Source organism: Sphingomonas sp. 28-62-20, assembly GCF_002281505.1.
In genome coordinates this window covers 13834-36208 of the sequence record NZ_NCGH01000007.1, presented here as the reverse complement: position 1 = coordinate 36208, position 22375 = coordinate 13834, and the positions used below count along the sequence as shown (strand labels likewise).

26 protein-coding genes are annotated in these 22375 nt (G+C 61.1%); 14 read left to right on the top strand and 12 right to left on the bottom strand.

The genetic code is table 11. From position 1 onward, the window contains the following. Positions 1-5 precede the first annotated feature (5 nt). Positions 6-656, bottom strand: coding sequence for an HAD family hydrolase (locus B7Y43_RS06800; RefSeq protein ID WP_374130875.1), 651 nt, complete (start codon positions 654-656; stop codon positions 6-8). A gap of 6 nt (positions 657-662) precedes the next feature. After that, positions 663-1463, bottom strand: a complete 801-nt coding sequence (locus tag B7Y43_RS06795; RefSeq protein WP_374130874.1) for an inositol monophosphatase family protein — start codon at positions 1461-1463, stop codon at positions 663-665. A gap of 86 nt (positions 1464-1549) precedes the next feature. Between B7Y43_RS06795 and B7Y43_RS06790 the strand changes: the two genes are divergently transcribed. The 6 genes from B7Y43_RS06790 (at position 1550) to B7Y43_RS06765 (ending at position 6332) form a co-directional block, all read left to right on the top strand. Continuing rightward, complete coding sequence (locus B7Y43_RS06790) at positions 1550-2620, top strand: phospholipase A (RefSeq protein ID WP_374130873.1); 1071 nt, start codon at positions 1550-1552, stop codon at positions 2618-2620. A gap of 79 nt (positions 2621-2699) precedes the next feature. Then, complete coding sequence (locus B7Y43_RS06785) at positions 2700-3275, top strand: peroxiredoxin (RefSeq protein WP_374130872.1); 576 nt, start codon at positions 2700-2702, stop codon at positions 3273-3275. Positions 3276-3355: 80 nt separating this feature from the next. After that, positions 3356-4432, top strand: a complete 1077-nt coding sequence (locus B7Y43_RS06780) for a GGDEF domain-containing protein (RefSeq protein ID WP_374130871.1) — start codon at positions 3356-3358, stop codon at positions 4430-4432. A gap of 578 nt (positions 4433-5010) precedes the next feature. Further along, positions 5011-5133, top strand: coding sequence for a hypothetical protein (locus B7Y43_RS06775; RefSeq protein ID WP_374130870.1), 123 nt, complete (start codon positions 5011-5013; stop codon positions 5131-5133). Between the two features lie 8 nt (positions 5134-5141). Beyond that, positions 5142-5456, top strand: a complete 315-nt coding sequence (locus B7Y43_RS06770; protein ID WP_374130869.1) for an alkylphosphonate utilization protein — start codon at positions 5142-5144, stop codon at positions 5454-5456. Positions 5457-5459: 3 nt separating this feature from the next. Next, positions 5460-6332 carry a metallophosphoesterase gene (locus tag B7Y43_RS06765; RefSeq protein ID WP_374130868.1) on the top strand — a complete coding sequence of 291 codons (873 nt, stop codon included), beginning with the start codon at positions 5460-5462 and terminating at the stop codon, positions 6330-6332. Between the two features lie 4 nt (positions 6333-6336). Here B7Y43_RS06765 and B7Y43_RS06760 read toward each other — a convergent pair whose 3' ends face one another. The 3 genes from B7Y43_RS06760 to B7Y43_RS06750 form a co-directional block, all read right to left on the bottom strand. Then, entirely contained in the window at positions 6337-6831 is a 495-nt protein-coding gene (locus B7Y43_RS06760) for a Dps family protein (RefSeq protein ID WP_374130867.1), read from the bottom strand. Positions 6832-6945: 114 nt separating this feature from the next. Beyond that, positions 6946-7497 carry a TMEM165/GDT1 family protein gene (locus B7Y43_RS06755; protein WP_374130866.1) on the bottom strand — a complete coding sequence of 184 codons (552 nt, stop codon included), beginning with the start codon at positions 7495-7497 and terminating at the stop codon, positions 6946-6948. Between the two features lie 22 nt (positions 7498-7519). Then, entirely contained in the window at positions 7520-7846 is a 327-nt protein-coding gene (locus tag B7Y43_RS06750) for a hypothetical protein (RefSeq protein ID WP_374130865.1), read from the bottom strand. Between the two features lie 197 nt (positions 7847-8043). Between B7Y43_RS06750 and rpmG the strand changes: the two genes are divergently transcribed. Then, positions 8044-8211, top strand: coding sequence for a 50S ribosomal protein L33 (gene rpmG / locus B7Y43_RS06745; protein WP_374130864.1), 168 nt, complete (start codon positions 8044-8046; stop codon positions 8209-8211). Positions 8212-8360: 149 nt separating this feature from the next. On the opposite strand, the gene B7Y43_RS06740 is transcribed toward rpmG, so the two are convergent. After that, entirely contained in the window at positions 8361-8723 is a 363-nt protein-coding gene (locus tag B7Y43_RS06740) for a response regulator (RefSeq protein ID WP_374130863.1), read from the bottom strand. 40 nt (positions 8724-8763) lie between these two features. On the opposite strand from B7Y43_RS06740, the gene B7Y43_RS06735 reads away from it, so the two are divergent. From B7Y43_RS06735 to B7Y43_RS06720, 4 genes are read left to right on the top strand one after another with little or no spacing between them, the layout of a single operon-like run. Next, on the top strand, positions 8764-9036 hold the full coding sequence (locus tag B7Y43_RS06735) for a DUF3572 family protein (protein ID WP_374130862.1): 273 nt from the start codon (positions 8764-8766) through the stop codon (positions 9034-9036). Next, the gene (locus tag B7Y43_RS06730) at positions 9033-9656 is read left to right on the top strand and encodes an HAD family hydrolase (RefSeq protein ID WP_374130861.1); all 624 of its coding nucleotides are present in this window, start codon (positions 9033-9035) and stop codon (positions 9654-9656) included. Before B7Y43_RS06735 ends, B7Y43_RS06730 begins: the two co-directional genes overlap by 4 nt. Positions 9657-9690: 34 nt before the next feature. Continuing rightward, on the top strand, positions 9691-10155 hold the full coding sequence (locus tag B7Y43_RS06725) for a RidA family protein (protein ID WP_374130860.1): 465 nt from the start codon (positions 9691-9693) through the stop codon (positions 10153-10155). 10 nt (positions 10156-10165) lie between these two features. After that, entirely contained in the window at positions 10166-11311 is a 1146-nt protein-coding gene (locus B7Y43_RS06720; RefSeq protein WP_374130859.1) for a GNAT family N-acetyltransferase, read from the top strand. Here the strand turns inward: B7Y43_RS06720 and B7Y43_RS06715 are convergent. Genes B7Y43_RS06715 through B7Y43_RS06705 form a run of 3 tightly spaced genes read right to left on the bottom strand, consistent with a single transcriptional unit; the run spans position 11289 to position 15939 of the window. Next, a complete protein-coding gene (locus B7Y43_RS06715; protein ID WP_374130858.1) occupies positions 11289-12878 on the bottom strand; it encodes a hypothetical protein in 1590 nt (529 codons plus the stop codon). The two genes, B7Y43_RS06720 and B7Y43_RS06715, sit on opposite strands and share 23 nt — an antisense overlap. 9 nt (positions 12879-12887) lie before the next feature. Then, positions 12888-14666, bottom strand: a complete 1779-nt coding sequence (locus tag B7Y43_RS06710; protein ID WP_374130857.1) for a hypothetical protein — start codon at positions 14664-14666, stop codon at positions 12888-12890. 52 nt (positions 14667-14718) lie between these two features. Beyond that, positions 14719-15939, bottom strand: coding sequence for an argininosuccinate synthase (locus B7Y43_RS06705; RefSeq protein WP_374130856.1), 1221 nt, complete (start codon positions 15937-15939; stop codon positions 14719-14721). Between the two features lie 74 nt (positions 15940-16013). On the opposite strand from B7Y43_RS06705, the gene B7Y43_RS06700 reads away from it, so the two are divergent. Then, a complete protein-coding gene (locus B7Y43_RS06700) occupies positions 16014-16418 on the top strand; it encodes a DUF1801 domain-containing protein (RefSeq protein WP_374130855.1) in 405 nt (134 codons plus the stop codon). 3 nt (positions 16419-16421) lie between these two features. Here the strand turns inward: B7Y43_RS06700 and B7Y43_RS06695 are convergent, their stop codons facing one another. Genes B7Y43_RS06695 through B7Y43_RS06685 form a run of 3 tightly spaced genes read right to left on the bottom strand, consistent with a single transcriptional unit; the run spans position 16422 to position 19190 of the window. Continuing rightward, on the bottom strand, positions 16422-17681 hold the full coding sequence (locus B7Y43_RS06695) for a cyclopropane-fatty-acyl-phospholipid synthase family protein (protein WP_374130854.1): 1260 nt from the start codon (positions 17679-17681) through the stop codon (positions 16422-16424). A gap of 28 nt (positions 17682-17709) precedes the next feature. Next, positions 17710-18471: a molybdopterin-dependent oxidoreductase gene (locus B7Y43_RS06690; RefSeq protein ID WP_374130853.1), complete on the bottom strand. Its 762-nt coding sequence runs from the start codon at positions 18469-18471 to the stop codon at positions 17710-17712. After that, positions 18471-19190 (bottom strand): cytochrome b/b6 domain-containing protein, encoded by a 720-nt coding sequence (locus B7Y43_RS06685; protein WP_374131087.1) that lies wholly within the window; start codon positions 19188-19190, stop codon positions 18471-18473. The genes B7Y43_RS06690 and B7Y43_RS06685 overlap by 1 nt, the downstream gene beginning before the upstream one ends. A gap of 154 nt (positions 19191-19344) precedes the next feature. On the opposite strand from B7Y43_RS06685, the gene B7Y43_RS06680 reads away from it, so the two are divergent. Beyond that, positions 19345-19968 (top strand): flavin reductase family protein, encoded by a 624-nt coding sequence (locus tag B7Y43_RS06680; protein ID WP_374130852.1) that lies wholly within the window; start codon positions 19345-19347, stop codon positions 19966-19968. 185 nt (positions 19969-20153) lie between these two features. Then, a complete protein-coding gene (locus B7Y43_RS06675; protein ID WP_374130851.1) occupies positions 20154-22373 on the top strand; it encodes an SLC26A/SulP transporter family protein in 2220 nt (739 codons plus the stop codon). Positions 22374-22375 lie beyond the last annotated feature (2 nt).

Here is a 22375-nt window from a genome sequence, read left to right as displayed (position 1 = left end):
CGCGGTTAGGCCTGATTGAGCCGGGCAATAAGCCCGGGCAGCGCCGCAAGGTCCGCGATCGTTGCGGTCGCGCATGCCCTGTCGGGATGGCTTGCATCGGCCATTGCCCAGGGGCCGCGAATTAGAAAAATGGCGGCCATGCCCGCCGCACGCGCGGGGACGATGTCATTATCAAGACGATCCCCAACATAGGCGATCGCTGCTGGCGCAAGCCCGGTTATCCCAGCGATTCGCTCGAAAAAGCGCGGCGACGGTTTTTCAATGCCCCAACCCGCCGATGATGCGATAAAATCGGCCGTAACGCCGCACGCCAGCAGCGCCGATTCGGCGGCTTCGGGCTGGTTGCCCGCGATGCCAACTACCAGCCCCTGCGACCGCAGCGCCGCCAGACAGGGAAGGGCGTCGGGGTAAAAATCCTGCGGCTCGATTACATAACCTTGCCCAGTGGCCTCGCGATCCCTCTCCGCAGCATCAACATCAAATCCGGGCGCGAATCGATCAAACACCCGTCGGTGGTGCGCGCCGCTGGCAACATTTTCCTGAAAGGCCGCCAGAAAGGTGGCGCGCGGCACGCCGATCCAATCTGCCCAAAGCGACCATTGCCGCGTTTCATCGACCAGGGTTTCGCCGACATCCAGGAACACCGCGCGAATCACGGCAACTCAATGCCCGTGACAGCCGAGCGTCTCGACGATTTCCTCGATTCGCGCTGGATCGCCAGCGGCGATGACCTCGCCCGTGCTGTCGGCGGTCAGCGGATCGCCCGCCCAATCGCACATCCGCCCGCCCGCGCCCTCGACAATGGGGACCAGCGCGACGAAGTCGTGGATTTTCAGGCCCGCTTCGACAACAATATCGAGCTGTCCCGAGGCAAGGCAGCCATAATTATAGCAATCACCGCCATAGATCGGCCCCTGCCGCATCTTGCCCCCGGCGGCGGCACGGGCAAGCGCCACGAAATGATCGGCCTGATGATCGTCAAAAGCGTGCGGGCTGGTGGTGGCAAGCGCAGCACCTTCAAGCGCCGGGCAAAGGCGGGTTCGAGTCGGCGTGCCGTTGAACAAGGTCGGCTGCCCGATGACGCCAAGCCAGCGTTCCTTCAGGATTGGCTGATCGATGATGCCCAGCATCGGCCAGCCTTCGATCATCAGGCCAATAAGGGTCCCAAAAATCGGCCTGCCGGAAACAAAGGCGCGGGTGCCGTCGACCGGGTCGAGCACCCAGGCGCGGCCGCTGCTGCCGTCTTTGGTGCCATATTCCTCGCCGATAATCGCGTCATCGGGAAAGGCCTGTTCAATCAGCGTACGCATCGCGGCTTCCGCTTCGCGATCGGCCAAAGTGACGGGCGAATGATCCGCCTTGGTCTCCAGCCCGTGCGGGCGACGGAAATAGGGGCGGATCGCTGCCCCGGCTGCATCGGCGAGGCGTTCGGCGAGGGCGATATCGGCTGGGGTGACGCGCATCCTCTGCTAGTATCGCGCTGGCTGGGCGGGGACCAGCGCGAATAGCGACTCCATTTTGTCACAATCGACTGACAGGAAAGGTGCTGATGCGATATTCCTTCCTTGCGCTGCCGCTGATCGCGGCCAGCAGCCCCGCCTTTGCGCAACTGCGCCCGTTGATCGAACCCCCTGCCTCAGCCGCGAGCGCGCTGAGTGGCGTTGATGTGTTTCTGATCAATGAGGGCACGCAGCCTGCTGAAGTCGAGGCTCCGGCGACCATTCAGACCATGGCGCGCGATGGCACGACGCTGACGATCGAACTGATCCGGTCGACCGCCGATACCGCACCGGTTGCGCCGGGCGGATTTGCTCGGCTCCGCTATCGGCTGGCACCGGTTGCGCGGCCAGCCGCCCCCCGGCGTGTCATCGCCCAGGCATCAACCCCCAGTTCGACCCAGGGGGAGGATGTCACGACCAGCGCGCGGGGTACGGCAAGCGGCTTTCTGGCGCGGTTCAGCCCGTTCGAACCGGTCTATGGCGTGATCGGCACGGGCGATGCCGGTGCCAAGGTGCAGCTGAGCTTTGCGATGCAGCCCTTCGCCAGCACCGGGCCGGCGTCCTATATCAAAGTTGCCTATACCCAGACGATCTTCTGGGCGCTCAACCAGCCATCCGGGCCAATTCGGGCGACCACTTATAGTCCTGAAGCCTTTATCGACGTGCCGGTTGGCGACAGCGCGCGGCTGGCGATTGGCTATCGGCACGATTCCAACGGTGGCGGGGTGGCCAACTCGGTTGATATTAATCGCTTCTATTTGCGCGCCAATCAGAGCGTCGCGCTGGGGCGCGATTGGCGGCTCGATATCACGCCGCAGGGCTGGTTCTATGTGGGTAACCAGGGCCAGGCCGATATGATTGAACGCTTTTACGGCTATGGCGCGCTTGGGGTGTCGGTTGAGCAGCGCGACGGGATCAAGCTGGCGGTGTTGGCGCGCGGTAACCCGGTGACGCGGCTTGGATCGGCTGAGTTGTTCGCTTCCTATCCGATCAAGCGGTTCGGCGTCGGCGATGTCGGGATCTATCTCTTTGGCCAGGCTTTTCACGGCTATGGCGAGGCGCTCACCGATTTTAACCGCGTCGATACGCATGCCCGGATCGGCCTGGCGTTCACCCGGTAGCATGCCGCTATTGTGCTGCGGCGCTGGTTACGCCTAGCCTGCTCCCATGAACACTGATTTTTTCGATTTGGAGATCACGATGAAGCGCTCGCCCACCCTGTTCGCCTGTGCTGTGGTTGCTGGCCTGGCCATCGCGATTGCTACCCCTGCCATGGCGGCGCTGGCCCCAGGGGCAAAGGCACCCGATTTCACCACGCGGGGCGCAACGGCGGGCAAGATCGCTACCGTCAATCTCAAAGCGGCGCTGAAAAAGGGACCGGTCGTCCTTTATTTTTTCCCGGCGGCATTCACGCCGGGATGCAGCGCCGAAGCGCGCGCCTTTGCCGAAGCGATCCCTGCCTTTACCAAGGCCGGGGCAACGGTGATTGGCATGTCGGCAGATCCGGTTGATGTGCTTGCAGATTTTTCAGCCAAGGATTGCGCCGGCAAATTTCAGGTTGCTAGCGCCGGGCCTCAAGTGATTGCAGGATATGATGTTGCCCTGGGGCGGACGATGACCGGACGCGATGGTCAACCGCGCGCCATCACGACCAGGACCAGCTATGTGATTACACCAGAAGGCATAATTTACTATGCCCATAACGATATGAGCTATGCTGATCACGTTCGTAATACGCTGGATGCCGTCAAACGCTATCGTGCCACCGCCCCTTGATCCCGAAAATGCTTGGCTGACGGTCACCTTATTTTAGGTGTTGTTGGCTATGAAAACGGCTCCAGAGGGTATCCGGGCGTTTGATCAAACACTTGGCGGAAATGGGGACGATGGTCGACAGGGCGTTAAAGAGCATTGATGGTGGACAGCCGATTGATCGTGAGGAAGCGACTCGGACGATTTTTCAACGAATCGGCGTTTTTCTAAGCGATAATCGGCTGGGCCCTGATCCGGTGAACTATGCCTTTGCCTATCGGGTGATGATTGATCCCGTTGGCCCGCTTGCCAAGGCGGTTGCAGCGCTCACCGATGGCGGTGTGCGGCTGACCAAGCGCGATATTATGGCGCTGGGTGGTGATGTCGGCAACGCGCCGGTCACGCCGGTCGCCGAGGCTGATCGCAAAGCCGGCGAAGGGCTGGTTGCGCAAACCCAGATGCAGGTCGAAGGCTTTCAGGATCTGGTGATGGCAATGCGCTCCGAAACGCGCGATTTCGGGCGTGATCTTGCCGCAAAGGCTGATGCCATTCGCGAATCATCTGGCGCAGGTGCGTCAGAAGCAGTGATGCGCATTACGACCGCGATGCTGGATCGAGTCCAGTCCGCCGAAAGTCAGCTCGAAGCCGCGACGCGCGAAGCGACGGATCTGCGCGCCAAGCTCGAAGAGGCGCGCGACAATGCCAGGCGCGATCCCCTGACCGACCTCCCCAATCGGCGCGCCTTTGAGGAATGCTATGCCGAGCATCTTGCCAAGGGCGACGCTATGTGTCTGGCCGTGTGCGATATTGATCGGTTCAAGCTCGTCAATGACAGTTTTGGCCATGCCGTTGGCGATCGCGTGCTGAAGGCGATTGCTGATGTTTTGGCATCGGAGTGTGACGGGCATATGGTCGCGCGCTATGGTGGCGAGGAATTTGTCGTGCTGTTTTCAGGCGTTGACATGGCAGCGGCGAGCGATCTGCTTGAAGGCGCGCGCGCGCTCGTCGCCAAGAAGCGCTATCGCCTGCGCGAATCGGATGAGCCGCTGGGTGAGGTCACCTTCTCTGCCGGGCTGACGGCCGCAGGGCCCGGGGAAGAGGTTGGCGAGGTGTTCGTTCGCGCCGATCGCTTGCTTTATACGGCCAAGGCCGATGGGCGGAACCAGCTGAAAATGGGCTAAGGCCCGCTCCGCTGAAAAATTTTCCCAAATAATGGTGACCTAAACCAAAAAATCTGGCGTGTTTTACTACGACGCGGCCACCCTTTGGTGAATAACCGCTGAATACCGCCAAATTTTCAGTTTGGCACGCTCCCTGCAAAGGCTTTGGCATCGCCGGTTGGATGGTCCGACCGAGGCGATAAAGGGAGAAAAATGATGTTCCGTTTTGAAAATCTGTCGCGGGTCGTAATGTCGGCTGCCGCTGCTTTTGTTTTCGCGACCGTGATGGTCAGCGCCGCTGTGCCCATGGTGCCGATCGCCTGATCGGCACCAAACCACCCTCTGCCTGAATTCGAGAATGATGATGACACCCCTGCGGACGATGATCGTCGCCATCCTCGCCTTTTTGATGACGACAGTCTTGATCCTGGCGCAACATGCGCTGACGACCCTCGCGGTGATAAGTTGATGCTGAGCAGAATAACCATCAATCGACGCCGGGATTGGCGACTATTGCCGATTTTGCGGGCTAAAGCGTTGCCACTGGCCTAGGTTGATCGTGCCGCTGGCATCAGGCCGGCACGAAGGGACCCATATCCATGGCCAAGTCTCAAAAAAAATCGTCCAAGGAAGTCCGCAAACCCAAGGCGGAAAAACCCAAAAAGACGAACGCTTCCAACCCGTCGACCAAGGGCGCGCTGTCGATGGCGCCTAAGGGCTGACCGGTACGATGAGCAGCACTGATGAGGACAGCTATGTCTTTGATGAAGCCAGCGGCGAATGGATCAACGCCGCTGCGGCCGCCGCGATCAACGCTGCGGCCGAAGGCCCGATGGAGGTGCGCGACGCGGTTGGCAATCTGCTCGCCGATGGTGATCAGGTAACGCTGATCAAGGACCTGACCGTGAAGGGCGCTGGCCAGACGTTGAAGCGCGGCACCCTGATCAAATCGATTCGGCTAACCGGCGATGCTCAGGAAATTGATTGCCGATTTGATGGCATCAAGGGCCTGGTTCTGCGCGCTGAGTTCGTCAAGAAACGCTAGCCAGTGTCTGCGGCGCTTCGCATCGTGATCCGGCTTTGGCTGGTTGGGGTGCTGATCGCTGGGGCCGTGCTGCTTTATGCCTATGGCGAAGCCCGACGGCTGCCGGTCGTGCGCCAGGCAGCGATTACGCTTACCGATTGGCCCGCCGACGTCGCGCCGCTGCGTGTGGTGCTGATCGGCGATATCCATATCGGCAACCAGACGGTGAATGAACGCCGACTGACGGCGATTGTTGATCAGATCAACGCGCTCGCACCCGATATCGTGCTGATTGCCGGTGATTTTATTGCTGGCCATGCCGAGGATCCCCTCGGCACCAAGGCCGCGCGACTGATAGACCCGCTCAGCCAGTTGCGCCCGCGAATCGCGACGGTGGCGGTGCTGGGCAATCATGATCATTGGACCAATGCACCGGCCGTCATCCAGGCGCTGGAACGGGCAGGGATCATCCTATTGTCGAACCGCGCGGCGCGGGTCGGTCCGCTGGTGATTGGCGGGCTCGATGATGATTTCACCGGTCGCGCGCAGCCTGCCCGGATGCTCGGTCAGATGGCGAAGCTGGCCGGGCCAAGGCTGGTGCTGTCGCACAGCCCCGACCCAGCCGTGCGGATCAAGCCGCCGCTCTTGATGCTGGCGGCACATACGCATTGCAACCAGATCGTGCTGCCGATCATCGGCCCGCTGGTCAGCGTCTCACGACTGGGTGATCGCTATGGTTGCGGCTTGATCCGCGAACCTGGCCGGACCGTGATCGTTACCGCCGGGCTCGGCACCAGCCGGGTGCCATTCCGGCTGGGCGCGGTGCCCGATCTTTGGTTGATCAGCTTGGGGCCGCCGAGCCGGCGCGCGGATCGCCCGCCTACACCGGCTCCGTGACCGCTTACCCCTTGCGGCTGGCCTCAAACAGAAACCAGGCGCGCTCCTCGGCCTGATCGGTCCAGTCGTCCAGCATGCCGCTGGTTGCGTTGTCCTTGGCCGCATCGACGATGTCCTTGGCGTCGCGCAAGGCGGCGACGAGCTGCAGATTATCCTCGCGCAGTTCCGCGAGCATCGCTTCGGGGGCGACGAAATCGGCATCATTGTCCTTGATCGACTGATGGCGCGCAATGTCGCCAATCGAGCGCAGCGTGGTGTTGCCGGTTTTGCGGACGCGCTCGGCAATGGCGTCGGTCGTGCCCAAAATCTGCGTTGCCTGATCGTCGAGCATCAAATGATAGTCGCGAAAATGCGGGCCGGAGACATGCCAATGGAAATTCTTGGTCTTGAGATAGAGCGCAAAACTATCGGCCAGAATGCCGTTCAGCGCTTCGGCGACCGTCTTGGCGGCATTTGATTTGAGATCAGTTGGGGTTTTCAGCGCAGAATCTGTCGTCATGGGCGGGCCTCCTGAAGATGATGCCAAGTCAACGGCTGACGCAAAGATTGGGTCCCGACAGCGACGCTGCAATATCATCCTTCAAGCAATATGCTGATCACCGTGATTGCCTGGCTAGATCAGCCGCATCGCGCCCAGCGCAGAGATCAGCCCCGTGACCATCAGCACCAAGCCAATAGTGATCCGAACCGGGCGATGCGGCAGCGATCGATAGTGTGATTCGCCGGCGAGAATGGCGGGGATGATCACGACCAGGCTCCCCAGCGTCGCGCCAATCGCGGCCAGGGCGGGAATCGGCGCGCGCGCCGCAAGCGCGACCGTCAGGAATTGCGTCTTGTCCCCCATGCTGATCGCCAACAAGCAGATCAGTGCCGTCAGGAAAGCTCCGGCGCCAGCGCGTAAGGGGGTCGGCCGCTTCGCCCGAAACAAGGCCGCGACGCCTGCCGACACCAGCGCAAGCCCCAGCAGCAGCGCGCGGGCATTGGGGGTCATGATTGGGGCAATCAGCATGCCGCCTACCGCGCCAACGCCATTGCCGATGGCAAGCGCGAGTGCGGCGGCTATGATCACTTGCCCATGTTTTGGGTAGCGATCGCCCAGCATGGCCGCGAGCCAGGCGCTGCGATCGCTCGCCTGACAGAGAATCGCGCCGACAAAAGCGGCCATCAGCGCGTCCATGGTTCAGGGATCAGCCGGTCAGCCGAACCGAACAGGCCGCCACATAGCTGTCGCCAGCGAATCGGTCCTGGCGTTCGCTGTTGATTGCTTCACGCAGCAGCGCGATCCAGCCCGTGATCAGCGGACCCATGTCGCCCCGCGCCAGCGCCGATTCGAGTATCTGGGCGACGCTGGTGACCGGCATCATGCCGTTTTGTCGGGCGATCCGGCGAATCATGTCGATCTCGGCAGCGAGCGCGGCCCGACCCGGGCGCACGCCGAGCAACGCGGCGCGTCGGAACAGTTCGGCTTGAACATACGGGTCGATCGTCGCGGATTGGGTCATGTGCTGGGCCATGCGGCGTCCCCTTCGGCCTTGATGATTTCAGGCTGCACCTTTTACGGTAAAGATGGCGTTAACGGTGGTGCATGGGTGCAGCGCGGACGGCATTGGCTTGACTTTGCGGCCCGGCTGGGCCAACGGCTGCGGCTTACCAAGCGGCGGGCACGCGTTCGTCGCTTTTTGCTTTTTTCAAACTCGCAGGATTTCAGGTCATGGCAAAGCCGACCACCGTCAAGATCAAGCTCGTCAGCTCGGCCGATACCGGCTTCTTCTATGTCACGAAGAAGAACCCGCGTACCCAGACCGACAAGCTCAGCTTCCGCAAATATGATCCCGTCGTGCGCAAGCATGTCGATTTCAAGGAAGCCAAGATCAAGTGACATTGCGGGCGGCCTAAGCCGCCGATGTGTCATCCCGGCGAAGGCCGGGATCCAGAGCCGCACCAGAGCCGCAAGGGATATCTTTTGCGGCTCTTTTGATGCCTGCCCTTAAGCCCCGAATCTAAAGCCCTGCACCTAAAGCCCAACACCTAAAGCAGCGCCTTCACCTGCGCGATAAACGCGGCCAACGCGATCGGTTTGGAAACATAGGCATTGGCCCCGGCCGCCCGGATGCGTTCTTCATCCTCGCGCCCGGCATAAGCAGTTACCGCCATGATCGGGATGCTGCGCAGCGCGAGATCGCCCTTTAGCTGCGCGATCAGCTCATAGCCGGTGACATGCGGCAGCTGGATATCAGTGATGATCAGATCGGGCTGAAAAGCGCGCGCGCGCGCCACGGCCTCGCGCCCGTCGCGGACGCCTTCGGCCACAAATTCATGCGCGCGCAACAGATCGCAGAAAAGTTTGAGGTTCAGTTCGTTGTCCTCGACAACCAGCACCCTTTTTGCCACGTCCACATGATCCTTCCCTCAAGCCCGAAGCGAATAGGCAATGCGTGGCCCTGTGACAAATGAAGACGCAGCGGTGCTGGCGTTGGGGGCGCTCGGCTGGGCACTGGCGGTGCCTGATCGGGCCGAACGGCTGCTGGCGCTGACCGGGCTTGATCCACAGCGATTGCGGGCCAGCGCAGGCGATCCCGCGACGCAAGCGGCGGTTCTTGGGTTTCTTGAGGGGCATGAGCCTGATCTGATCGCCTGCGCCACCGCACTCGCCACCACCCCCGCCGCGCTGATTCGCGCGCGCCAAACCCTGGACGACCAATGAAGCCCTTGCTGATCACTGATTGCGATGAAGTGCTCCTCCACATGGCGCGCCATTTCGGCACCTGGCTGGGGGAGGAACATGCGATCGATTTCAAACTTGCGCATGGCGATATGGCCACCAGCATGACCAGGCGCGATGGCACGCCGCTCGCACGCGAGGAGATGTGGACCTATCTCGCCGGTTTCTTTCCGGCAGAAATGGGCCGGCAGACCCTGGTGCCGCATGCGGCTGAATCGATCGCGGCGCTGGCGGAGATTGCCGATATCGTCATCCTCACCAATTTGCAGGACCATTGCCGCCCCGCGCGCACCGCTCAGCTCGAATCGTTCGGCATCGTCCACCGGGTCGAGACCAACCAGGGCGGCAAGGGCACACGGGTGGCCTCACTGGTCGCCGAATTCGGCAATCCGGTGACCGTTTTTGTCGACGATCTGGCGGTTCACCTCGATTCATGTGCGACGCACGCGCCCCACGTCCACCGGCTCCACATGGTTTCCGAGCCCGATCTTGCGCCGCATGTGCCGCCCGCCCCCGCCGCGCACGCCCGGATTGATGACTGGCGGCTGGCAAAGGACTGGATTGCCGCGCGCTTTGCCGCTGCCGTGCCAGCCAGCGCTTGACCCGCCCCGCTATGGCGTGGTTGAGCCTGTGGCCATGACCGATCGAATCGACACCAAACTCGCCGAGCTTGGGCTCGCCCTTCCCGCTGCTGCTGCGCCTGTGGCTGCCTATGTGCCGACGGTCGAGGTGGGCGGGTTGCTGCATATTTCCGGCCAGCTGCCCTTTGATAATGGGGCGCTGATGACCGGCCGGGTTGGTGAAGACCGCGATCTGGCCTTTGCGCAGAAAGCGGCCGAACGCTGTGCCCTGATGCTGGTTGCACAGATCAAGCAGGCGCTGGGCGGCCTGCACCGCGTCGAACGGATCGTGAAGCTGGGCGTGTTCGTCAACAGCGCAACCGATTTCACTGATCAGGCAAAGGTTGCCAATGGCGCGTCTGAATTGATGGTCGCCTTGTTCGGGGAGGCAGGCAAGCATGCGCGCAGCGCCGTGGGCGTCGCGGTTTTGCCGCTGGGTGCCGTGGTGGAAATCGACGCGATCATCCAGGTCGCCAGCTGATCCCGGCGGCATGACCGAGCGCGACGTCATCGCGCGGATCGCCCCCGGTGTCGCCAGCATTGCGCCCGCCGATTGGGATGCCTGTTCTGGCGCGGACAATCCGTTTCTTGCCCATGCCTTTCTCTCCATCCTCGAAGAATCGGGGAGTGTTTCCCCGCGCGCTGGCTGGCAATCAATCCCCATCGTCATTGACGGCGCTGACGGCAAACCGGCGGCGATCGCGCCCGCTTATGCCAAGGGTCACAGCCAAGGCGAATATGTCTTCGACCATGCTTGGGCCGATGCCTGGCAGCGCGCGGGCGGGCGTTATTATCCGAAGCTGCAGGTCGCAGTGCCGTTCACGCCGGTGCCCGGTCCGCGACTGTTATTGCGCGATTCCACGCTTGGCCCGGCATTGATCGGCGCGCTGGAGGCAGTGACGGTGCAGCAGGGGCTGTCGAGCGCCCACGCCACTTTTGTCAATCCTGACCAACTGCCCATGTTTGAGGATGCCGGCTGGCTGATCCGCGCCGGTACCCAGTTTCATTGGCGTAATGACGGCTATGGCAGCTTTGACGATTTTCTGGGTGCGCTTGCCAGCCGCAAGCGCAAGGCAATCCGCAAAGAACGCAGCGCCGCGGTGGAGGGGCTGACGATCCGCCATGTCAGCGGTGCTGACCTGACCGAAGCCGATTGGGATGCGTTCTGGGTTTTCTATCAGGATACCGGCGCGCGCAAATGGGGCACGCCCTATCTGACGCGGCGTTTCTTCTCGCTGCTCGGCGAGCGGATGGCGGACCGGGTGCTGCTGATTCTGGCCGAGCGCGATGGCCGACCGATTGCCGGGGCGCTCAACCTGATCGGCACCGATACGCTATATGGCCGCTATTGGGGCGCGACCGAAGACGTGCCCTTTCTCCATTTCGAGCTGTGTTATTATCAGGCGATTGATGCAGCGATTGCGCGCGGGCTGCAATCCGTGGAAGCGGGCGCGCAAGGCGAGCACAAGCTCGCGCGCGGTTATGCGCCCGTTGCGACCTGGTCGGCGCATTTCATCCCGGATGTCAATTTCAGGCGGGCGGTTGCCGATTTCCTGGTCCATGAACGCGAAGCTGTCGCCAGCGACCGGGAATTTCTGGGCAGCATGACGCCGTTCAAGAAGGCGGCGGCGGGGTAAGTTCTTCGGTCGTCAGCGTGACGGCGGGCTTGGCATGATCGACCCGGAATACCGCGCTGCGACCGTCGCGCCACAGCGGGATTAGCCCAGCCTCAAGCTTTTTATCATAAGCGGGTGGCTGGATCAGCCAGACATAATCAAACGCCTCGCGCGGGAACAGGGCGAGCGAGCGGGTCACCGGGCGCCACCATTCGCGCGGGCACTGCACATGGGTGACGATTTGTGACGGATCATGCGCGAAGCGGCGCGCTGCCCTGTAGCGCGTCGTCATCAACTGCGCGCCCGCCATCGACCATTGATCATTGGTATAGGCCAGCCGCCGTTCAAGCGCGATTGCTGGCAAGTGCTGAAGCCTGCTCAAAAACCATTCGTTATTGCAGGTTTCACCGACGAAACTGACGAGCCGCGCGCCCTTGGGCACATGATCAAGCGCCTTGAGCTGGCGATCATAGCTTTGGTCATACAACCAAAAGCTCACCGTGCCTGCGCCGATTCGCACCAGAAAGAAGCTCAGCCCCACTGCCGCGACTGTGGCCGCGCCGCGAATCGACAGGCCCTTTTTGGGGCGCAGCGCGATCAGCGCGATCGCGACCATGAACGGGGCCAGCCGCATATCGGCATAGGCGGAGCCGAAAACGATCCGGGGCAGCAGGATGAAAACGGCCAGCAGGAACGCAGCCGACAGCGTCAGATTGCGCGAATATTCGATATTCGGATCGCGAATGCCCTTGAACAGGATGAAATAGATTACCGCTGTTGAGGCAATGTCGAACGCTTGCCAGCGATCGCGCAGCACCATCGTCACCCAGCCGGCCTTGGCGCGCCAATTGAACCAGTCGCCGGTCTGGCCACTAACTCCGCCGCCGGAGCGCCACAGCACCATTAGCCCCATTGGCAGCGCAAGCGGTAAGCAACCGATGCAGGTTCTGAGCCAGGCATTGAACCAGCGATGGCCAAGATCATGCTGGCGGATCAGTTCGGCGGAAAAAGCCAAGACGCCCAACGTCCCCCAACCAAATGTATGGCACAGCCACAACAGGCAGGAGAGCGGCACGAAGATGATCGCGCGCAATCGCAAATGGCCAAGCCGGGCAAGCCGCAGCCACAGCCCAAAAGCGTTAAGCGCAAGCGCCATCGACAGCGCGAAATTGACGAAGCCGAAATGGAAGGGGAAGCTATAGGCCAGCGGCAGCGCGAACAGCGCCGTCGCCGGGATGCGGCCATGCACCTCGCGTGCGATCCACAACAGCCCGGTGACCACCATCGGCGGGATGGTCAGCACGATCAGCTTGACGGCAAGCTCTAGCCCGAAAATCTTGGCGAGCGGGATGACGAGCAGATCAACGCCGAGATTGCCGATCAGCGACCAGTTAAAGTCATACCAGTCACGCAGCCATTGATGCTGCTGGAGTTCTAGCTGAACCCGGTATCGCCCCATATGGCCCGGCAAATCGAGCAACGGCGGAATGTCCGGCCACAGCAACGGGATTGCCGCCACCAATGCCGCTGCCACCACAAACCAGCGGGTTTGCCACCAATGAAGCCTGTCGGCCGTATCTCCCTGCATCCCGCCGCTCTAGAGCGGCTTGGGGGGCGACGACAAGTCGCGTTCGATCTTGAAGATCTGGGCTGGCCTGTTGGCGGCGTCGGCAGCGGGGCTAATCGGGTGCAGCCAGGCGGGATGGTGGCCCTGCCCCAATTGCCCGATCAGCCGATTTGGATCACTGCGCCATGCCGGATCAAGCGCGGCGAAGCCGGCCGAGCAGAATACGACATAATCGGCACCCAGCCCGGCGGCGATGCTTTGGGCGGCCGCCGCGGGGCTGAGGAAAAAACGATACATGGCGGCGTTGCCGGCATTGTTGCGATGATAAGGGGCCGCGATTAGCCGGTGCTGCGTGGCGGCGATCGCATAGGCCCCCAGATCTATCGGCGCGATAATGGTACCGGTTGGCAGCCGGGCGAGCGCTGCCATCATTGCTGGGCTGGTGCAATTGCCGTCCGCACCGCCAAAATTGGCAGCCATCGTCGGGGGGGTAGGCGCTGGCCCCGTAGCAAAGGCCTGCGCGGCGATCGGATAGAGCATCCCCGCTGAACCGATCCACGCCCCGGCCAGCCAAAGAGTGCCCCGGGCCCGGGCGATACCAATCATCGCCGCCAGCGATGGGGCGGCCAGAATTGCCCCCAAATAGGCACCGCGCAGTTGCGCGAAACACAGCGCCAGCGACACAAGCTGCAAGCTGATCACCACTGCCCAGCTGAAACTCGGTCGACGATAGGCGCAGGCCAGGCTTGCCAGCAGTCCGGCACCGAGCAATCCGACATAGCCGAGCGCTATCCGCGCCGGTGCTGCCAGCATTGGCTGCGCTTCACCGACATTCTCCAGCCACAGCCGTTCCAGCAGCGGATCGACCCCGGCATAGGGGCTCACACAGGCTCGGGCGACCGGAAACAGGATCGCCGCCCCGGCCAAGCCAATCAGCCCGCTCGCGGCAATCCGGTGGCGCGCTGAAGGAATTAATGGTCCGGCCATGGCCAGCATCACTGGGGCAAAGCTGGCATATTGCGCACCCTGCCAGGCGATCCGGGTGAAACCGTCACAGGCCGGATAGGCCCAGCCATCAGGCGCGAAGATGATTTTGGCAAAGCCAAGCCCCAGCCCGCAAGCCAGCCCAAAGCCCAGCAGGTGCGCGCCCCCCCGCCCGGTTGCCCAGGGGAGCCAGACCAGCGCTGCAGCGACGAGCAAGAAGGGCGCGGTCTCCAGCCCGATCACCAGGCTGGCACAGGCGGCCAGGCCAATAATCGCGCCGCTGACATGACCAGCCCGGGCAAGCAGCGCGCGGACGATGACGAGCAACAGCACGATCTGAAAACCGTGATGATCGATCCGGCCGGGCATGAACAAGGTCGTGGCCGGATAGCTGATCGCAGCGACGATGATGGCGGTGCGGGCAATCGCTGGATCGATCGCGCGGGCGATTCGGCCGATCAGCAACAGGGCGGCGGCAAAAAGCAGGCCGGGCCACACAATCACAGCGGCCAGCTCAGCGCGGGCCTGACCGACCATCGGCGTCAACTGGGCAATAATGGCACCGGGCCCCAGATCGGGCAGGCGCGACCAGTGCATCAGCAACCCATTTGGTCCCAAGCGGTGCTGGCTCAGATCGCGAAAATCTTGGCCCGCGAGCCAGTCCCTGATCTGCTGCAGGCGCATGACATCATCGGTATCGGGCAAATGCAGTTGCGACAGCAGCGGCCAGTCGCGCCAACACCAGCCGATCGTCAGGATCGCGGCAATAGCAATCGCCAGCGCGGCATCGCCGGCGATCGATCGCCAATATCTCTGCCGCACCATGGCCCAGCGATAACGCGACGGCGTTAAAGCCTGCTTAGCGCGCCATGGCCAATTATCCCTGGTCGCGGCGGCCGAGCAGACGCAGGCGCAGCGCATTCAGCTTGATGAAGCCAGCCGCGTCGCGCTGATCATAGGCACCCTGATCGTCTTCGAAAGTGACAACCTTTTCCGAATAGAGCGAATAGGGCGATTTGCGGCCGATCACATAGACGCCGCCCTTGTACAGCTTCAGTCGTACCGTGCCCGTCACCTTGGCCTGGCTATGGTCGATCGCGGCCTGCAGCATTTCACGCTCGGGGCTGAACCAGAAACCGTTATAGACGAGTTCGGCATAGCGCGGCGCGAGTTCGTCTTTCAGATGCGCAGCCCCCCGGTCGAGCGTCAGCTGCTCGATGCCGCGATGCGCGAGGTGATAGATCGTGCCGCCCGGCGTTTCATACATGCCGCGCGATTTCATGCCGACAAAGCGGTTTTCGACCAGATCGAGCCGCCCGATCCCGTGGGTGCGGCCGAGATCGTTGAGTTTCGCGAGCAATGTGGCGGGCGACATGCCCTCACCGTTCAGCGCGACGCCGTCGCCGGCTTCGAAATCGATCGTGATGAACTCCGGCGTGTTGGGCGCATCCTCGGGGTTTGCGGTCCGCGAATAGACATAATCGGGCACTTCCTCCCACGGATCCTCAAGCACCTTGCCTTCGGATGAGGTGTGGAGAATGTTGGCGTCGGTTGAAAACGGCGCTTCGCCGCGCTTGTCCTTGGCGACCTCGATCTGGTGCTTTTCCGCAAATTCGATCAGCCGGGTGCGGCTCGTCAAATCCCATTCACGCCACGGCGCGATCACCTTGATATCAGGCGCCAGCGCATAATAGCCCAGTTCGAAGCGGACCTGATCATTGCCCTTGCCGGTCGCGCCGTGGCTGACGGCATCAGCGTTCACCTGGCGCGCAATCTCGATTTGCCGCTTGGCGATCAGCGGCCGGGCAATGCTGGTGCCGAGCAGATACAGCCCCTCATAGAGCGCATTGGCGCGCATCATCGGGAAGACATAATCCTTGACGAAGGTCTCGCGCAGATCATCGATAAAGATATGTTCGGGGCGGACGCCCGCGCGCTCGGCCTTGCGCCGCGCGGGTTCCAGCTCCTCGCCCTGGCCCAGATCGGCGGTGAAGGTGACGACTTCGCATCCATAGGTCTGCTGCAGCCATTTCAGGATCACGCTCGTGTCCAGCCCGCCTGAATAGGCAAGAACGACTCGGTTGATTTTGTCAGTCATTGGCATGATCCTTCGGCGGGTAACGCTGCGCGCCCTAAGCGAGCCACATCGCGCGCGCAACCGGGGAGGGGTTGATGGCAGACAACAAGACAAAGCCGACCGATGTTCCAATCGATGCCTATCTCGCCAGCGTCGAACCCCCGGTGCGGCGGCAGGATGCCCAGGTGGTAATGGCCATGATGAAGCGTATTTCGGGCGAGGAAGCCCGGATGTGGGGCCCGTCGATCATCGGCTTTGGCTGCCACAGCTATGTTTATGAAAGCGGCCGGTCTGGAGAGACGCCGCGCATTGCCTTTTCACCGCGCAAACCGCAGCTGGTGCTCTATGTGGGGGCAAGCGCCCCCGAAACAGTTGCGTTGCTGCCTGCGCTCGGCAAGCACACAACCGGCAAGGGCTGCCTTTATATCAAGAAGCTGGCCGATGTGGACATGGCTGTGCTCGAACAGATCGTCCAGCTGGCCTTTGATCGCCGCGTTTGACGCTTATTCCGCCGCCTGCAACCGTGTCGGTGGCTGTTCAGCGCGATAAGCCTGTTCGCGTTCATACATATAATCGCGCGTGATCGGCAGGGCGTGGCGGTTCTTGGCAAACTGCACCTGGTAGTTGACCAGCCCACCATATTTGAACGCGCATAAGGCGCCCGCCAGATAGAATTGCCACATCCGGAAGAAACGTTCGTCATACAGGGCGATAATCGCGTCGCGTGCAGCGGTCGTCCGGTCATACCAATGCTGCAGCGTATAGGCATAATGTAGCCGCAGCACTTCGACATCGGTCAGGTAAAAGCGCAGCCCTTCATTGGCCTTCACAATCTCTGACAGCGCCGGGTTATAGCCGCCCGGAAAGATATATTTGACGGTCCATTTATCGGTGACCGACGGTGGTCCTGCGCGGCCGATGGTGTGGAGCAGCATCACCCCGTCATCGTTCAGCAGATCGCGGCACTGGCGCATGAAGGTGGTGTAATTGGGCGTGCCGACATGTTCGAACATGCCGACTGAAACGATCCGGTCGAAGCTGCCCGTCACGTGGCGATAATCGATCAGTTCGAAGCGCACCTTGTCGGCGACGCCGGCTTCCTCAGCGCGGCGACGCGCGACCTTCAGCTGTTCTTCGGAAAGGGTAACCCCCAGCACCTCGGCACCGGTTTTCTGGTGGAGATACAGTGCCAGCCCGCCCCAGCCGCAGCCAATGTCGAGCACTGTCATGCCCGGTTCGAGCGCGAGCTTGGCGGCGATATGCGCTCTCTTGTCGTCCTGCGCCTGTTCCAGGCTGTTGGCGGGATCAGTGAAATAAGCGCAACTATATTGCCGATCGGCATCCAGGAAGAGATCGTAGAGCCGATCGGACAGATCATAATGATGCGCCACGTTGCGCTTCGATGCGCGGGCACGATTGATCCGGCCAATGCGGTGGGTAATCGCTTCGATTGCCCGCGTTGCAGGCGATGCTTGCAACGCGCCTGCGCCGTCCTCCCACAGATCATTGGCGGTCATCAAGGTGACCAGGCCGAGCACATCGCCATTATCGACCGTCAGCCGCCCGTCCATATAAGCTTCACCGGCCCCGAGGCCGGGATCGCGAATAATCGCGCCCGCAGCCCCCTTGTCAGTGAACCGGATTGTTACATCGGGCATCGCCGGATCAGCGGTACCAAAGGTGCGAAGTTGGCCATCATGATGAACTACGGTCAATCTTCCGCGCCGAACCCGGCGGGACAAGAACAAATCAATAATGGCCATATGCGTGTATCATTGCCCTTAAATTGGCTTAGATGCCAGCATAGGAGTCATATTCGACATTGTCTTCCCAATAACCGCCCTGGCCTGATCCGAAGCCCTCAAGCGCTTCCACTGCCTCGATGCCCATCACATATTTGGCCTGCTTATAACCCAGAAGACGTTCAGCCCGTAGCCGGATGGGCGCGCCATGGGGGATGGTGATCGGTGCATCGTTCATCATCCAGGCAAGAATGGTTTGCGGATGGAACGCATCAAACATGTCGATCGATTCATAGTAATTCTTGCCATGAAACAGATCGGCGCAATGGAAGACGATATAGCGCGCACTTGGCTTTACATCGGCGCGTTTCAGGATGTCCCCCAGCATCGGGCCATGCCATTTGCCGATCGCTGACCATCCCTCCACACAATCGTGGCGGGTGATCTGGGTGCGGGCCGGCATCGATTTGAGCTGGGCCAGCGACAGCGCCATCGGGCGATTGAAGAGGCCCGTTACCTGCAGCTTCCAATTGGCGAACTTCTCTGCCGCCATGGCGGTATATTCGGGCGTACCCGGATTCAGCGTGCCGTTGGCACGGAAGACGGGGGACATCTGGTCCGGCCGGAATTCCTTGGCCAATGAATGCCGGTTGGAAAGCGCGCGCTGCAGGCCGCGATGGACATCATCGGCTGAAAAGAGGATTTTGCGGAAGCCCTCATTCTGCGCCAGCTTGTCGCAGCCGGACAGCAGCAGCCCGGCGCCTGCAGCGGCACCGCCAACCAGAGCGCGGCGAGTGATCAAGTTAGACATCAGTGATTATCCTCAGGAACGCGCCAATAGCCGGTAATCATCGAGCGTATTTCGCCGATCGGGCCAGCCAGAATGACCAAAGCCAGATGGACGATGATGAAGCCGATGAGCGCAACCATCGCAATGAAGTGGATCGAGCGCGCCGATGAGCGCCCGCCGAAGAGGTCGATCAGCCACGGCCAGGCGGCGTCCATGCCCGGCGACATGGCGAGGCCGGTGAAGATGATTGCGGGGATCATGATGAAGATCGCGCTGGCATAGGCGATCTTCTGCAGCACATTGAACGCACCCGGATCCTTTGGATCATGAAAACGCAGCGCCAGATGTTCCTTGATGTCATACCAAAGATGGCTTGGCGTAATCTCGTGCGCCTTGATCGTCAGCTGCTTTTGGAAATGCCGGTTGATCAAGCTGGACAGCATGAAGCCGAGCAGCGCAAAGCCGAGCACCAGCGCAAAGAACAAATGCCAGCGCCGCGACAGTGCGAGGTTATAATTGCCCGGAATCGTCATCCAGCCCGGCCAACGCGGCAAGTGAATCCAGGCAGGGTCGGGATTCGCGCCGAACTGGCCCCAATAAAGGTGCGGATGGGCGTTCAGGATGCCCAGCCCACTGCCGATCATGATGAACACGGCAACGACGTTGATCCAATGCCAGATCCGGGTCGAGATGTTATGCTTATAAATCCAGCGCATTGCCTGGCCGCCTTTCGGCGCCATCGCTGGCGGCGGTGGAGGCGCGGTTGCGTTCGGGTCGGTCGTTACGTCCATGTCTGCCCCTTCGTGGCGGCGATAATCCGTCGTTATCGCCTGTTACCCTAACCGCCAATACAGTGCCATAGAACCTTCGGTGACAATCGAAGCGGGGCGTTGGATGATAGAGCACCATTTCTACGAACCAGAGCACGGAGGCGCGCAGGCCATTGGCCTGGCGCATGATCCCCTCAATGCCATTATTGCCCCCCGTCCTATTGGGTGGATCAGCACCTTAAGTGTTGATCAACAGCGTAATCTTGCGCCGTACAGCTTCTTCAATCTGTTCAATTACACTCCGCCGATCATCGGCTTTGCCTCGATCGGCTGGAAGGACAGCGCAGAAAACATCGCCAAAACCGGCGAATTTGTTTGGAATCTGGTCACCACTGACCTTGCTGAAGCCATGAACGCTTCATCGGCAGCGGCCGCTCCGGGGATCGACGAATTCGATCTGGCCGGGATCGAGCCGGCCCCGTGTCGCCGCGTCAAACCGCCACGCGTCGCGGCCAGCCCGGTCAGCTTCGAATGCCGCCACAGCCAGACTCTGCGGCTGACAAGTGCTGCCGGTGCCGCCACCGAGACTTGGCTGATCCTGGGTGAGGTGGTTGGTATTCATATCGATCCGTCGATGATCGAGGGGGGCGTTTACCAGACCGCGCGTGCGCATCCTGTTTTACGGGGTGGGGGATGGGGCGATTATTTTCAGCTGGGCGATATGTTCCGGATGACGCGTCCGGGGTGAAATTGGGACGGCATGGTACAAATCGGCGATTGGGCTTCATAAAACTGTCATGATATGGAAGATCGGTAGTGCTGCTTCGGGGGGCTGGGGCTGTGTTGCGATTGGCCAAATGGTGACGGGGGTAAATGGAGCAACAAAGATCACTCACTGCAACCGCCTTGGACGACGCCGTCTGGGGCCAGGATATGGCCGATCCCCGTCGAGCTGCTTCGCCGGCGGCTAGGCTGGCCGCATTTTTGTCCAAGTCCGCCAAGGATGTTTTTGCCGGTTCAATCTGCGGCATGCTGTCGATCCTGTTCGGCATCTCCTATGCGGCGTTGATCTTTGCCGGGCCGCTGGCCCCTGGCTTGCCTTATGGCATTGCCGCGACTTTTCTGACGACTGCGGTTGCCGCGACGGTTGTTGCGCTGCGCAGTTCGCTGCCGTTCATGATCGCTGGCCCTGATTCTTCGACCTCAGCGGTTACGGCTGCGCTGTCGGCAGCGCTCGCCCATAATATGATCATGAACGGTGCCAGCGGCCCCGCGATGATCGGACCGGCGCTGATGATTATCGCGATGGGCAGCGGGCTCGCTGGTTTGTTCCTTTGCCTGCTGGGCCTCGCTCGGGCCGGTCGGGCGATCCGCTTCATCCCCTATCCGGTTATTGGCGGCTTTTTGGGGGCGACCGGTGTCTTGATTCTGACAGGATCGGTGCAGGTGATGACCGATCACAAATTCGCAACGGCCAATCTGGCAGCGCTGACGACGCCAGACAGCCTTGCCAAGCTGGTCGTCGGCGTGGCGATTGCCGCTGCGATTATTGCCGCACGAGCGCGATACAAAAGCGCCTTTACACTCCCCGCGGTTTTGATTGCGGGTGGACTGCTTTTTTATGTCGTGCTGGCCGCCTGTCGCATTCCGATTGCGGATGCGCAGGCGGCAGGCTGGACGTTCTCGCGCCAGTCAGCCGTCGGGTTCAAATCGCCATGGTCGTTCGATTCCCTGGCGCAGTTTCCCTGGAAAGCCCTTCCTTCGCTCGCCGGCGATTTGTTTGCGGTGATGTTCGTGACCACGATTAGCGCATTGCTGAACACCGCCGGCATCGAGCTCGCCACCAAGCGGGAAGCTAATCTCAACCGCGAATTGAACGCCCTGGGGGCGGCCAATCTGCTGTCGGCGGTGTTCGGCGGCTATGTCAGCTGTATTTCGCTGAGCCGGTCGACGCTTGGCTATGTGGCAGGCGCAACGGGGCGGGTTACCGGGTTGACGGTTGCCGTCGCTGGCGCAGCGATGCTGGTGATTGATCCGGGATTTCTCGCCTATGTGCCAAAAAGCGTGCTTGGCGGCTTGCTCCTGCACATGGGTATTGATCTCATCTATCGCTGGGTTGTGCAGTCGGCGAAGCGATTGATGCTGATTGATTATCTGTCGTTGCTCGCGATCGTCATCATCATTTTCTTTTGGGGTTTTGTTTTCGGCGTGATGTTCGGCATCGCCACCGGTTGCGCGACCTTTGCGCTGAGCGCCAGCCGGGTGAACGCGATCAAGTTCAGCTTTGACGGTGCCCGGTATCGATCGTCGCTTGACCGCGGCGGTCGGGATCTTGATCTGCTCAACAAGCACGGCCACGAATTGCAGGGCCTCAGCCTGCAAAGTTACCTGTTTTTCGGTTCAGCCAATGGGCTTTATCAGCACACAAAACAGTTGATCGCCGCAAACCGCGATTGCCGGCTTCTGCTGTTCGATTTTCGGCTGGTGACGGGCATTGATTCATCTGCCACCCATAGTTTCAATCAGATCAAGCTGTTCGCTGGGCAAAATGGCGTTTCGCTGGTGCTGGTCAATCTTTCCACGCCGATCCAGCAAGCCTTTCGCATCGCTGGCTTTCTGGGCGACGATATCATCCTGGGCGACGATCTCGATCATGCGCTGGAGCATTGTGAAAACGTCATCATCGCGCGGCATCGGCAGTCTGCGCGCGAATTTCAGAGCTTTGTCGACTGGCTGGCGGGTGCGCTTGGCAACCGTGAAGATGCCGAATTGCTTGCGCGTCAGTGCCGGCGGGTCGAAGTGACTATGGACACCGTCATCGCACGGCAAAATGCACCGTCAGATACGATGCATTTCATTCTCGAAGGACGAATCGGTGTGGTCGTCGATATCGGCGAGGCACGTTCAGTACGCGTGCGTAGCCTGGGCGAGCATACGACAATCGGCGAAATGGGCTTGCTCACCGGCAAGCCGCGCAGTGCCAATCTGGTCGCTGAATCGAACACTATTCTGTATGAACTCAGCGATGAAAGCTACCGGCGGATCGGCGCCGAACATCCGGCACTGGCGCAAGCCTTATTGACCTATGTCATTACGATCATGGGAGAAAGGCTCCGTTTTGCCAGCCAGGCGATTGGTATTCTACAAAACTAGGT